Source organism: Psychrobacter sp. 1Y6 (genome assembly GCF_052258385.2).
GTDB lineage: Bacteria > Pseudomonadota > Gammaproteobacteria > Pseudomonadales > Moraxellaceae > Psychrobacter.
This window is the reverse complement of sequence record NZ_JBQQEW020000001.1, coordinates 1,378,005-1,390,777: the sequence shown is the minus strand read 5'-3', so window position 1 is coordinate 1,390,777 and position 12,773 is coordinate 1,378,005. Positions and strand designations below refer to the sequence as shown.

The window sequence follows — 12,773 nt, the reverse complement described above, 5'->3', positions numbered from 1 at the left end:
AGATTTGAATTATCTAGATCCTGATGCGCGTGCCGTGTTGGATTTTTGGTTTGATAAAAACAATGAAGCTTACTGGTTTGAACAAAACGATCGTTTTGATAAGCAAATACAAGATAAGTTTGGCGGCATTTGGGAAGCAGCGAAACAAGGCGAATGTGTCACTTGGCGTATCGCAGAGTCTTCATTGGATGGTAATAGCTCGATAACGGCGTTGGCAGGACGCTTGGCAGAAATTATTGTGCTGGATCAGTTTTCACGCAATTTATGTCGCGGACAAGCAAGTGCATTTGCGCAAGATGGTATGGCATTAGCACTCGCCCAAGAAGCCATTCAACAGCCTTATTTTGATACTCTACCGATGCAATGGCGTAGATTTATTATCATACCGTTTATGCACTCTGAGTCGGCCATGATTCATAAGCGTTATCTACCGCTATTTGAACAATTAGACGATGCAAACACATTAGACTTTGAACATCGTCACAAACAAATCATTGATCAATTCGGGCGATATCCACATCGCAACGAGGTACTAAATCGCGACTCAACCGAAGATGAAAAGAACTTTTTAAAACAGCCTAACTCATCGTTTTAGGCGAGACTCCTAGTATTGTATGAAGGTAATCAAAGTTATTACACAAAAAACTATCATATAAAAAGAAGGTCTGAATCATAGCACTGGTTCAGACCTTCTTTTTTACGACAAATATTTAGAGCGTATTAAATGCTTATTAGTAATTTACCTTACCAGTAGTAAACGTAAATGACTGCTTCTCTAATACTTTATCGTCAATCAAAATATCAAAGCTGACCTTATATTTGCTATTGCCATAAAGTCCACAATTACCACCTTTATTACTACCTGATTCACAGCTCTTGAGCGCATCCGTTAATGGCAAAATAAATGCTTCATTCGCTGGCAATGCATAATTCGTACCTTTGTACGGATCATTGTCAGAATCAAGCAGTTGAATCGGCAAATCTATATTACGCTGCACATCTCGGAATTTAACGTTACTCACTTTAACTTTATCAGTGGATGGCATGTTGATATAAACCGGCTGTCCGATAGGATCAGTACGTAGATTTCGCCCAGAGCCTCTGACTGGATTTGGGGTTTCGTTATAAAGTGCAGTGACTGTCCCCGTCACATCTTGACATGGGTACGTAAAAACACCTTCAAGCGTTTTATTTGTCGTAGTTTTTGTCCCTGCAGCATTGCTTACCAAAATATAGCCTTTATTGTTAGCAGCATTTTTACTACTAGGCGTATAGGTAACCATTCCTGTTCCTACTACGCCTGAGGTTGGCAACATTAAAGAGCGTAGATGATAAGGCGCTGACAACAACGACTTTGCCATAGAGCTTGCCACAGCTTCTGTGCTCAAAAAATTGCCTGCCGAACTATAATAGACAGACTGAGCAATGTTTTCAGTGACACCATATTGAGAATTGCCATAGTCCGCATTGATCAATCGATCTGCCAGATCTAATCCACTAAAAAAAGGATTGTTAGAACCTGTCACACTAGCAATATCGCTAATTTCATTTTCGAAATGCGCGTTAAAGCTGCTTGGTGAGCTATTAGCAAATACATGTTTAATATAATTTGCGTGCTGAATGGCAATATCATCTAGTTCTGTATCAACGGATAGACCATTTAGACCACAGCTGGTTCTTGCTAGACTGAACTGATTATTCGCACTTAATGCTGCTTGTACATTGTTATCAGCTGACCCATTGCCATCAACGTTAGGAGTACCATCGCTTGGCTCGTCACCCTGAGTAGTTGGTGTCGCTATAATCGGAGCAGAAATAATAGGTTCCGACGTTGTTGGCTGGGCAGCTTCATCATTTTGGGAATTGTCTGGTGTATTAGCAGATGTAGAACTACTATCAGAATCTCCGCCTCCGCCGCAAGCGCTGAGAAATATCGTTAAAAATAGCACTGCCGCAAGATTTTTTTGAGAAGTATAAGAAGTCATCGCTCATCCTATAAAATAATAACCTGCTTGTGAAAAGCAATGAGAGTCAAAATCAGTTACAGGGTAGTTAGTGATTGATTTAACAGTGTTTTATTTCAATATAATGTCTATTGTATTACAAATTATGAACTTTTGCGCGTTATTTTGTAAAAAAACCTGCTACTCACTGATTGCAAGTAACAGGTTTCTTTTTGGGTCTATAAATTAACACTAAGCTTAGGCTGTTTTTAAGGCAAAGATATCATCTATAAAGTACGATTCTTTTGTATCCGCTATACAGTCACTTTTCCATGATCACGTTTTTATAGTCACTTTTCTATAGCCACTTGTTTATGGCTACTGTATTTCTAGCGCTTTTCTCACTGGTGCAAAACTACGTCTATGCGTTGGCAAGACACCATGTTTTTCGATTGCTTCCATGTGTGCGCGCGTCGGATAGCCTTTATGTTTAGCAATACCGTATTCCGGATATTGAGCATCCAGTGTATACATCGATTCATCACGACTTACTTTTGCCAATATACTGGCCGCTGCAATACTAGTATGACGCGCATCGCCTTTTACCCATGCTTGACAATCAATCGCAGATGGCGCCACCTCTAATTTTTTAAAGCTATCATAGTTCAACTCAGGGCAACGATTTCCATCAAACAGTACTTCGATCTTTAATTGATCGAGCGACGTGCTGTTAACATTTCCAGTAGTCGAGAAGCTTTTAAAAATCACTTCTAGCAACGATTCAGTACATAAGCGCATACCAAGCATCGTTGCCTGCAATATATTCACCTGATCAATCACTGCTGCTGGTATATCAGCGATGATATAACCGATAGCATGCTGCTGAACCAATGGATAAAGGATATCGCGCTTTTTTTCACTCAGTTTTTTGGAGTCTGTCAGTATCGACAACGGCGTGTCTTTGAGCGGTTGTTCCTCAATCAATCCTGACCAGGTCGCAGGTAATATTGCCGCCGCCACATTGACACTACCTAGTAATGGCCCACGTCCTGCTTCATCAACGCCGATTTGCAGTATTGACTGCTCTGTCTCTTGGTTATCATAACTGAGATATTGGGTAAGCAGCTCAGCGATATTCATTTGCCCATATAAGTGTATGGGCGCTGCTAACTGAATATATTGTCCTTTGACATCAATATGCTCAATATTGATGTCAATTACTTGAGCTGAGCTTTCTGTACTGTGTTGAATATGCATAATGTTAGAAGGTCTTTCTTGTTTAATTATGATTGACGGTATCGGTATTTTGGATAAACCACTGTTCAATCACGCTGTTTGCAGGCTCATGGTTGCTTTGCTGTTGTAGCGACTGCTTTGTCACTAGTAAGTCATGTAATTGCTCGGCATAAGCGCGTGGTTGCAGCAAACGCATTACGGTGCGGCAAATATTGTCACCGCTCGCCTGCTCTTGAATAAGCTCAGGTACGATTGGCGCATTAGCCAATATATTGGGCAATGCCACATATGGTACCTTTACCAGACGCTTGGCTATTTGGTAAGTCAGCTGATTTAATTGATAGACTACTACCATCGGCCGTTCAAGCAGCATTGCCTCAAGCGTTGCTGTCCCAGATGCCAGCATCACGATATCTGATGCCGCCATGGCATGTTGGCTAAATTCTGGCTGGGTATCATCGTAAACCACCACAATTGCTTCACGTAGCTGTTCTGAGCGTTGGTCGATCACTTCTTGTACGATATATTGATGGTTTTGATCGACCGTTGGAATGATAAAGCATAGCTTAGGATCTAACAGGATTAACTTTTGGATGCCATCAAGCATCAATGGCAGAATAGCTGTAATTTCACCGCGCCTAGAACCTGGCATTACACAAATAAGCTGACTTACATCATCGAAGCGTTCAATAAAAAACTGCTGCAACCCATCGTTGTCCCAAACGAGCTCACTGCGACGTTGATTGATTGGCGTATCGATCAGATTCTGATCAATGGTTCGTAGTAATGGATGACCCACACAGATCGCTGGATGGTTATGTCGCTCATAAACTGGCAACTCAAACGGGAATAGACATAGCACCAAATTGGTCGCCGCTTTAATATTATGGATACGTGACTCACGCCACGCCCAAATAGAAGGACTGACGTACTGCACACAGAATACGCCTTGGGGCTTTAGTTTTTTGGATACTCGCAAATTAAAGTCAGGCGCATCAATACCGACGAACCAATCAATATTGGCAGCCTTAAATGCGCTCAGAAGCTCACGGCGCGCTTTGAGCAAATCTGGTAGCTGCGACATGACTTCAACCAGACCCATCACTGCCAAGCGCTCTAACGGGAAAATACTCTGTAGCCCTTGCGCTTGCATCTTTGTACCGCCTACGCCTACCCAGACAATATCATCACGTAGATTATTCATTTGCCGCATAAAATCTGCGCCTAAGCTGTCACCAGATACCTCACCTGCGACGATGCCTATCACTAGCGGCGTAGCATTTATATTTGCTACTTGAGAATCCGTCTCGGCTTGATGAATGAGGTCAGTATGGTGATGAGACGTAGCAGAATCTGTCATGACAAGCTCTCGATATTAGAAATACACAAAATAAACCGTTATTATAAAATATAACGTAATAAATCAGCGATATGGCTTTATGAATAATATGAGTACTCATCCCTACTGTTTTAATGCCACAGTTTGGGCCACCCATCGCTAATGTTGCTATCATACTTGACGATGATACAAATAGCGAAATTCACGCATAAAATCTGAGCGTTATGCACCAAAAACTCAACCAACTCTTATTAATAGATAGAAAAACCAAATGCTAAACGTGCATTTAGAACGTCAAATATCACGCTAAGTCTCTATAAGTATAACTAAGTTTTGTTTTCCACATTCCAGTTATCAGTCAATTAACTGCTCGACTACCCTTGTCAACCAACACTTTTGTCCGCATAATGAATGTTCCTATAAATCAGCTAGACGATATATAACCATGACAACATCAGTTACCCATAATGCAGATATTGACGACGTGAATATTGAAAAATTTATTCCTTTGATTACCCCCGCCGAGCTAAAAGCCGAGCTGCCTCTGTCAGACGACGCGTATAACACCGTACTAAAAGGTCGTAATACTATTCAAGATATCTTGGACGGTAAAGACAAGCGTTTGTTTGTGGTCATTGGCCCCTGCTCTATTCACGATATCAAAGCCGCTCACGAATATGCCGATCGTTTAGCCGTATTGGCAAAAGAAATCGAAGACAGTGTATTTGTGGTCATGCGTGTTTATTTTGAAAAACCTCGTACGACGGTTGGTTGGAAAGGCATGATCAACGACCCTGACATGAATGACAGCTTTGATATAGAAAAAGGCTTGCGCACGGCTCGTAAACTGCTACTTGATTTGAATGAAAAAGGTCTACCTTGCGCGACTGAAGCACTTGATCCAAATACGCCGCAGTACATCCAAGATCTAATCAGCTGGTCAGCCATTGGTGCACGTACCACTGAGAGCCAAACGCATCGCGAAATGAGCTCTGGCTTATCATGCCCAGTTGGATTTAAGAACGGTACCGATGGTGGTATGACGGTTGCTGTCAATGCCATGCAAGCGGTTAAAGAAGGTCATAGCTTCTTAGGTCTGTCATCAGATGGTAAAGTCTCTATCATCAAATCTAAAGGTAACCCTTACGCGCACGTGGTACTTCGCGGTGGTAATGGCAAGCCTAACTATGATGAAACTGCGGTAGCCCAAGTTGAAAACGAGCTGGCAAAAGGCAAAACCAATAGCAAGATTATGATTGATTCAAGTCATGCTAACTCAGGTAAAGACCCTTACTTACAACCGATGGTTATCAAAAACGTTGCCGAACAAATTCAAAATGGCAATAAATCAATTATCGGTATGATGATTGAGAGTCACTTAAAAGGCGGCAATCAAAAATTGACTGCTGATTTAAGCCAGCTTGAGTACGGCAAATCTATCACCGATGGTTGCCTAGATTGGGATAGCACCGTCACAGCATTACGTGACTTACGTGATATGGTAAAAGATGTGCTACCAAATCGCTAATAGCTATCCACGATAATTTATCGTCGAGCAAACCATAAAAAGCCCCTTTTGCACTAATGCGAAAGGGGCTTTTTATTTATTAACATTCTATAAAAAATAATGTATTCTAAAACTCGATTAGCAATGACCATTAACGATACGTGTTTCATTAATTGGTCAGAGCTAACCTTATTCTGAAAATGGTATTTTAGCTAGTACTGCACTGCTCTCAATTAACTATTTGCAGCATCTAGCACGCTCTCTAAGCTTTCGAGCACATGCTTAGATGAGACATTCTTCTGTAAATCTACTAGCTGCTCATGCGCCATTTGACGGCGAGGTTCAGCCAATGTATTCCAGCGGGCTAGTACTTGCAGTAAGCGTGACGCTAACACAGGGTTGGCATTATCTAGTTTCTGAATCACGCCTGTATACATCTCTAGACCTTCCGCCGTCCAAAGTACCGTTGGTTGCGAGCTAAACGCGCTGATAACTGAGCGGACACGATTAGGCGTATTCCAATCAAAGTCTGTGTGCGTCAGTAGCGACTTAACCATATCAGGCGTCACATCATCAGCGGCAGCTTGTACACTGAACCACAGATCGATAACCAAATCATTTGCTTGGAAACGCTCATAGAAGTCCGCTAAGTACTTATCTGCACCTGTCAATTGATGATTGACCATGGCCTTCAATGCACCGAAGCGCTCAGTCATACAGCTCGCATTTTCATACTGCTGCTGTGCCCAGTCTGCTGCTGCATCTACATTGGCAGTCAACGCCATATCGAGCACGACATTACGCAGCGCACGAATACCTCGAGCTTCAGCGCTGTCCTCATAAGACTGCATTGGCAGATTGTTGTACAGCTCAGCCCATTGGTCTTTTAACTTATCAGCCACTTGCTTATATAGCCCATCGCGCTGCTCTTTAACCAACACTGGATCGTAGTCTTTAGAAATAGCAGAAGCCAACTCTTGCGCTGATGGAATATCAAGCAACCGTGCCGCTAGCATCGCATCGTCAGCCGCTAAGACGGGTAAGGTTTGTGCCAATGCTTCCAAATACACATCAGGGCTACTCTTCGCACCTTGCCCTTGCAACAAAATACGATTCACTAGCATTTGAGTTACTTGCCAGCGGTTAAACCCATTGGTTTCATGCTTAAGCAAAAATGCTAAGTCTGCATCTTGGTAGTCATAGCTAAGCTGTACTGGCGCGCTAAAGTCACGTAATAATGATACAACAGGCTCGCTCGCTACATTCTCAAATACAAAGGTTTGCGTCGCCTCGTCAAGCAACAACATACGCTCAGCAACGATAGCGCCTGAGTCTTTGTCAAACAATGCCGTTGCTACAGGTATCGGCAATGGTTTTGGTGCATCAAAGCCTTTGACATGGCGTGTCTGTTGATTCAAGGTGATGGTTAGCGTCTGCGCTGCGCTATCATAAGTTTGAGAACCCGATACCACTGGCGTACCAGGCTGACGATACCAATCAATAAAATTCTCTATTTTGTCGTCAGTGATACTGAGTGCTGATAAAAAGTCCTCAACCGTTACCGCTTGTCCATCATAGCGACGGAAATACTCATCTGTGCCTTTACGGAAATCATCTGGCCCCAACGTATTGGCAATCATACGCACAATTTCAGCACCTTTCTCGTAGACGGTCGTCGTATAAAAGTTATTAATTTCAACAAAACTTTCTGGACGCACTGGGTGCGCTAATGGACCTGCATCTTCGCTGAATTGATGGGCACGCAAGGTCGCTACGTCATCAATACGCTGTACCGCGCTTGACTGTTGGTCTGCTGAAAATGATTGATCACGGTAAACGGTAAAGCCTTCTTTTAAACACAGCTGGAACCAATCACGGCAGGTAATACGATTGCCTGTCCAGTTATGAAAATACTCATGAGCGATAATAGCTTTTACGCTAAAACTACGGGCATCAGTGGTCGTCTCAGGGCTAGATAACACGCAAGCGGTGTTAAAAATATTGAGACCTTTATTTTCCATTGCACCCATATTGAATTGGCTGACCGCCACAATCATATAGCGATCTAGATCATAGGCTCGGCCATAATTGACCTCATCCCACTTCATAGCATCTTTCAAAGCTTGCATACCGACATCGCATTTATCGATATCGGCAGACTTGGCATACAACTCAAGCAAGACTTCTCGACCTTCGCTAGTCGTATAAGAATCTGTCAATACATCTAAATCAGCTACCACACAGGCAAATAGATAGCTTGGCTTATTGGTTGGATCGTGCCAGATGGCATAATGACGGTCTGGCGCATCGGCCACTTCGCCTGCTTCGACTAAGTTACCATTGGCCAATAACGTCGGATAGCGCTTATCTGCTTCGAGTCGCGTGGTAAATATCGCCAACACATCAGGGCGATCGGGATAAAAAGTAATCTTACGGAAACCCTCTGGCTCGCACTGCGTCACAAACATCGTGTCGTCACCGCTACCGGCCATATATAAGCCTTCAAGCGCGGTGTTGGTCTGTGGACAGATACGCACTTGAATATCTAAAGTAGCTCGCTCAGGGGCATTATAAATCGTCAGCTTACCCTCTTCCTGCTGATAATCCTCAGTGCTCAGCGTCTTACCATTCATCGTAATCGTTAGCAGCTCTAATGACTCACCAAATAAAACAATATCCCCTGCCGTTTGACGTACCATCTCAAGCGTACTGTCTACCTGCGCGTAGTCTTCAAACAGTTTGATATCTAAATGTACTGTCTCGACATCAAAACTTGGTTTGGTATAGTCTTTTAGATTAATCTTGCTTGGCGCATGGGGCGGCACATCTGGCATTTCAGGATTGATGATTTGTGCATCAGTTTCAGCAGTAGACATATGGTGTCCTATTATTATCGTTGATTTGGTTATAAGGTAGTTTTACTAGGGGTGAATAATATAATAATGAGTAATATCATTTCGCTATTTGCAAAAGGCACTAGTCAAATAAAGACCTTATCTTTAGGCTAACTAATCAGTTAAGCGCTTAATAAACTAAGCACATACACAAAACTTCGCAATGATTAAGCTAATTTTTATTACTAAATTGGTTTTCTTGTTAAGCTTATAGCTAGATTGACCTAAATCACCAAATTTCAAGTATGTAAAGTAAGATATCGTCGGTTCAAGATGATTTAAATATGAAACATACGTTATCAATTGGATAATGTCGTTGAAAATGATTTAATAGTCATACTGATGACCAATCATTTAACTAACGGCTTATTATATGACAAAAAATACGGTGAAACGCGCAGACATTACCTTACCTTTGCTTATAGAGTATGTTGATGCATTACTACCCTCACTGACGACTCAGACAGAACAGTCACCTGAGCATAAAAAAGATAATAGTGAAGCATTATGGGTAACACATAACCATGCGGACTTATTAGCACTACAAGCACAACTTGACGACACTACATCTACTAATGAGAACACTGAATCAAGGCTGAACGCACGACACTTATCAACGCTATCAGATCTTGCTAAACAGCATGTACCTGATCGTTATGATCTTGCTTGCTTTTGGCTGCCCACCTTGTCAGAAGAGCTGACTCAACACTATGTGCCGCTACTGATGCGCTACCGTGACCTGTATGCCGCGCATTTGCTTATTGCATTGGACAGCTCGATAGACCTAAAACCTTATGGCTTTACGCCATTTGATATATTGAATGAGCCATCTCTAAATATTGATGACATTCAATCTATTACCTCATCAAACGTTACGGCAACGCTTTGGCAATTTAACCTATATGATTACAAACAACTACCAAATTGGCTCAATGCTGACTACTGGGCCAACCCTGAAAACTGGGACAAGCACCGCTGGTAATACACTCAATTTTATCTATCGTAATTTACAGTAAAAATACTTACATAAATTAACATTTAGTATATTATAGATAGAGATTGCCTAAGTTTTATCGGAAGCAGTTTAAAAAAACAAATTTAATTAAAATTTTAGGAGCTCGTCATGTCAATCAGTTTTTCTAAGATCGCTGTTCTTGCTGTGCTATCAAGCGCCGTTGCACTAACCACTGGTTGTGCTACCAAGCGTTCTACCTCAGAAGTTGTCGTTGCCCCGCTAGGTATTCCAGGTGGACAAGTTGGCTACAATGGTGCGGTTATCGTTGATAACTCAAACGCTGTCATTACTGGCGCTGAGAATATTCAAGCAGTGGTCTACTTTGCCTTTGATAGCAGCGAAATTACTGCTCAATCAGCGAGCGTCCTTAACCAACACGTAAGCCTGCTAAATTCAAACCCAGCAGCGACTGTCGTTATCGCAGGTCACACTGATGAGCGCGGTAGCCGTGAATATAACATGGCACTAGGTGAGCGACGCGCACAAGCTGCACGTAACTACCTTGCTGCTCAAGGTGTCACTGCAAACAATATCCGTGTCATTAGCTATGGTGAAGAACGCCCTGCAGCAGCTGGCAACACTGAAGACGCGTATGCACAAAACCGTCGTGCTGAGCTGTCTTACTAAATTGTGATTTAGCGTTATTCATAGCGTTCGATAGTTTAATAAAAGCCCAGCAAGAGTATATTGCTGGGCTTTTTGGGGTTTTAGTAGGTTAATTAGATATTAATTATTTAGACAGCACATAGCGTTCAAATTTACACATTTTTATGCACTCGATTCTATAATAATCGTTTTTGATGACTAGTAATATATGCCGACTTCCAACCTTACTCAGATACAGTACACTCAACTCGACACCACGACATGGTGTGTGACAGCTCAAGTGAGCGAGTCAATCAGTCATTTAGTCACTGAAAGCTTATGGAACAAGTCATTATGGTTATCATCATGTAATACGTCGTATAAAGACATCATCAAGTTCAGTAGCTTAAATTGGCACTATCAGGTGGCGACAACAGTACCTAAACACTCAGTATCTACTCTAGCGCGTAAACAGCGTCAGCAGCAGCGGCAAGGCGTCAGGCAACTATTACAGGAACTGCTCAAAAAATTAGAAATAGATGACACCTTGGATGAGTCATGCTTTCCCTATCGGCTCGTCAACAGTCAACATTATGTGTGCTTTAGCCATACAGGAGCTGGTAGCTCAAAGCAAACTACAGAATCGAATCAGACAAATTTTACACATTTACACAGTAAAATAGCGGTCGTTATCAGTCGTCAGCGTCCTGCTGGTATCGATATAGAGACCAATAATATTACATGGCATGTAGTCAAGCGTTTCTATTCAGAGAGAGAGTTGACGATTTTACAGGAGCTGTCTACAGATCAGCGTGAACGCACTACCAAACTGTTATGGCAAATAAAAGAAAGCTTTATCAAAATTAACCAATACACATTGGCTCAAGGCTTAGGTATGGATTACTCTCACCTTATTCCTAGCTTGATTGAAAATAATAGAGAGATTAACTCTGCCTTTGTACCCAATGATAGTGAGGATACGGATTACCAATCTGCTTACCGCATTGCCACGTTACAATCGCAGCAGACTGTCATCGTTTTTTGAGCAAGGTCTTCTAAGCAAAGTTCAAACCTGAGTTTTAGTATATCTTTTAATACTTTATTTTAAGCATAAAAAACGACCCTAAAAAGGATCGTTTTTTTTACTTTCTACTAATGACAGTATTTAAACTGTGATTAGATTAGAAACGGTAAGTTGCACCAACTTTAACGATTGGCAACCACTCTAACCAGTCTTTATCTTCTAGCTCTTGCTCAGCAAGTTTAGCAACTTGACCCGCATTAAGACCAGAAGGTATATCAGTAACACCGTTAGAAACTCTCACAACATTTTCTGGGTCAGTTGCATTTACTGTAGCATCTGTTTTACCCATGTAAGCTGCGCCGATTTCACCAAATAAACCGAAGTTATTTGTGATGTTTGGACGGAAACCAATAGTAGCGTAAGGAGCTAGCTTGTTACGATGCTCCATAGTACCTTGTAAAGTACCTACATCATCTGCGTTGTATGACACATCATTAATTTTGTAAGTACCGCCTTCAGAGTTAGCAGTTACATCAAAATCGTTGTCAGGAACGATAATACCAGCGCCAACTGTGAACCAGTTACCAGTAGGACGTAATTGTACACCTAGGTACGGGTTGCTAAAATCAGAATCTACATCGTAGTTTACGTCGTCTGCGTCAAAATCACCGCCGAAAAGGTCAGCTACATCGCCACCTGCCCAACCAGCTTGCAATTCAGTTTTTTCGTTAAGTGACCAACCGATGTTAGCACCATAACCTAAAGTACCAACTTCAGCGCTAACTGATGCTGGGTTTACTACTTTATTGAAGAAGCCTTTAGTGCCACCAACAACAGCGCCAGTAGTGTTGCTTACTACACCAGCGTCAGCATCGTATGCATAAGAAGCAGGTTCTGCTTGATAAGCAACTGCAACTGGCTCAGCTTCATATGCAACTGCAGCATTGTCATCAACAACGATAACTGGCTCAGCAGCTAATGCAGCAGTTGATGCTAGAACAGCAGCAGAGATTGCCGTCAATTTAATCAATTTCATAATTATTCTCCTAAAGTGTGAAATAAACCCGCCCATAAAAAACGATGATTGTGCTTTTGTTAAACCATCATTTTGTTGAGGTGATTAAAACAATTCTGACTTAAAAAGTCACCCCTACTGATGCTGTTTTTATTTGCCATTATGTAAAGATTGCATAGGTACTGTAATAATTGCTACACCAATCTGCAAAAATT

Annotated in this window: 10 protein-coding genes; 5 read left to right on the top strand and 5 right to left on the bottom strand. The window is 41.9% G+C overall.

Annotation, left to right across the window (positions count from 1 at the left end; genetic code table 11):
* The first annotated feature begins 4 nt into the window (after positions 1–4).
* Positions 5–595: a DUF924 family protein gene (locus tag ACTXGF_RS19580; RefSeq protein WP_443534337.1), complete on the top strand. Its 591-nt coding sequence runs from the start codon at positions 5–7 to the stop codon at positions 593–595.
* Positions 596–731: 136 nt separating this feature from the next.
* Here the strand turns inward: ACTXGF_RS19580 and ACTXGF_RS19575 are convergent, their stop codons facing one another.
* From ACTXGF_RS19575 to lpxB, 3 genes are all read right to left on the bottom strand, one after another.
* Positions 732–1,985, bottom strand: a complete 1,254-nt coding sequence (locus tag ACTXGF_RS19575; protein ID WP_443534213.1) for a CAP domain-containing protein — start codon at positions 1,983–1,985, stop codon at positions 732–734.
* Positions 1,986–2,321: 336 nt separating this feature from the next.
* Entirely contained in the window at positions 2,322–3,200 is an 879-nt protein-coding gene (gene rnhB, locus ACTXGF_RS19570) for a ribonuclease HII (RefSeq protein ID WP_443534211.1), read from the bottom strand.
* Positions 3,201–3,222: 22 nt separating this feature from the next.
* Entirely contained in the window at positions 3,223–4,539 is a 1,317-nt protein-coding gene (gene lpxB / locus ACTXGF_RS19565; RefSeq protein ID WP_443534209.1) for a lipid-A-disaccharide synthase, read from the bottom strand.
* Positions 4,540–4,963: 424 nt separating this feature from the next.
* Between lpxB and ACTXGF_RS19560 the strand changes: the two genes are divergently transcribed.
* Positions 4,964–6,046 carry a 3-deoxy-7-phosphoheptulonate synthase gene (locus tag ACTXGF_RS19560; RefSeq protein WP_102078467.1) on the top strand — a complete coding sequence of 361 codons (1,083 nt, stop codon included), beginning with the start codon at positions 4,964–4,966 and terminating at the stop codon, positions 6,044–6,046.
* 212 nt (positions 6,047–6,258) lie between these two features.
* Here ACTXGF_RS19560 and pepN read toward each other — a convergent pair whose 3' ends face one another.
* Positions 6,259–8,859, bottom strand: a complete 2,601-nt coding sequence (pepN, locus tag ACTXGF_RS19555; protein ID WP_443571679.1) for an aminopeptidase N — start codon at positions 8,857–8,859, stop codon at positions 6,259–6,261.
* 433 nt (positions 8,860–9,292) lie between these two features.
* Between pepN and ACTXGF_RS19550 the strand changes: the two genes are divergently transcribed.
* The 3 genes from ACTXGF_RS19550 (at position 9,293) to ACTXGF_RS19540 (ending at position 11,564) form a co-directional block, all read left to right on the top strand.
* Positions 9,293–9,901 carry a DUF6231 family protein gene (locus ACTXGF_RS19550; RefSeq protein WP_443534206.1) on the top strand — a complete coding sequence of 203 codons (609 nt, stop codon included), beginning with the start codon at positions 9,293–9,295 and terminating at the stop codon, positions 9,899–9,901.
* A gap of 141 nt (positions 9,902–10,042) precedes the next feature.
* Positions 10,043–10,561 carry a peptidoglycan-associated lipoprotein Pal gene (gene pal, locus ACTXGF_RS19545; protein ID WP_057760480.1) on the top strand — a complete coding sequence of 173 codons (519 nt, stop codon included), beginning with the start codon at positions 10,043–10,045 and terminating at the stop codon, positions 10,559–10,561.
* Positions 10,562–10,748: 187 nt separating this feature from the next.
* Positions 10,749–11,564 (top strand): 4'-phosphopantetheinyl transferase family protein, encoded by an 816-nt coding sequence (locus tag ACTXGF_RS19540; RefSeq protein ID WP_443534205.1) that lies wholly within the window; start codon positions 10,749–10,751, stop codon positions 11,562–11,564.
* 136 nt (positions 11,565–11,700) lie between these two features.
* On the opposite strand, the gene ACTXGF_RS19535 is transcribed toward ACTXGF_RS19540, so the two are convergent.
* Positions 11,701–12,579 carry a hypothetical protein gene (locus ACTXGF_RS19535; protein ID WP_443534203.1) on the bottom strand — a complete coding sequence of 293 codons (879 nt, stop codon included), beginning with the start codon at positions 12,577–12,579 and terminating at the stop codon, positions 11,701–11,703.
* Positions 12,580–12,773 lie beyond the last annotated feature (194 nt).

Coding starts and splice junctions, on each gene's coding strand:
- pepN (WP_443571679.1), bottom strand. CDS start 8,859: ATGCCAGATGTGCCGCCCCATGCGCCAAGCAAGATTAATCTAAAAGAC.
- ACTXGF_RS19575 (WP_443534213.1), bottom strand. CDS start 1,985: ATGACTTCTTATACTTCTCAAAAAAATCTTGCGGCAGTGCTATTTTTA.
- rnhB (WP_443534211.1), bottom strand. CDS start 3,200: ATGCATATTCAACACAGTACAGAAAGCTCAGCTCAAGTAATTGACATC.
- lpxB (WP_443534209.1), bottom strand. CDS start 4,539: ATGACAGATTCTGCTACGTCTCATCACCATACTGACCTCATTCATCAA.
- ACTXGF_RS19540 (WP_443534205.1), top strand. CDS start 10,749: ATGCCGACTTCCAACCTTACTCAGATACAGTACACTCAACTCGACACC.
- ACTXGF_RS19550 (WP_443534206.1), top strand. CDS start 9,293: ATGACAAAAAATACGGTGAAACGCGCAGACATTACCTTACCTTTGCTT.
- ACTXGF_RS19535 (WP_443534203.1), bottom strand. CDS start 12,579: ATGAAATTGATTAAATTGACGGCAATCTCTGCTGCTGTTCTAGCATCA.
- pal (WP_057760480.1), top strand. CDS start 10,043: ATGTCAATCAGTTTTTCTAAGATCGCTGTTCTTGCTGTGCTATCAAGC.
- ACTXGF_RS19560 (WP_102078467.1), top strand. CDS start 4,964: ATGACAACATCAGTTACCCATAATGCAGATATTGACGACGTGAATATT.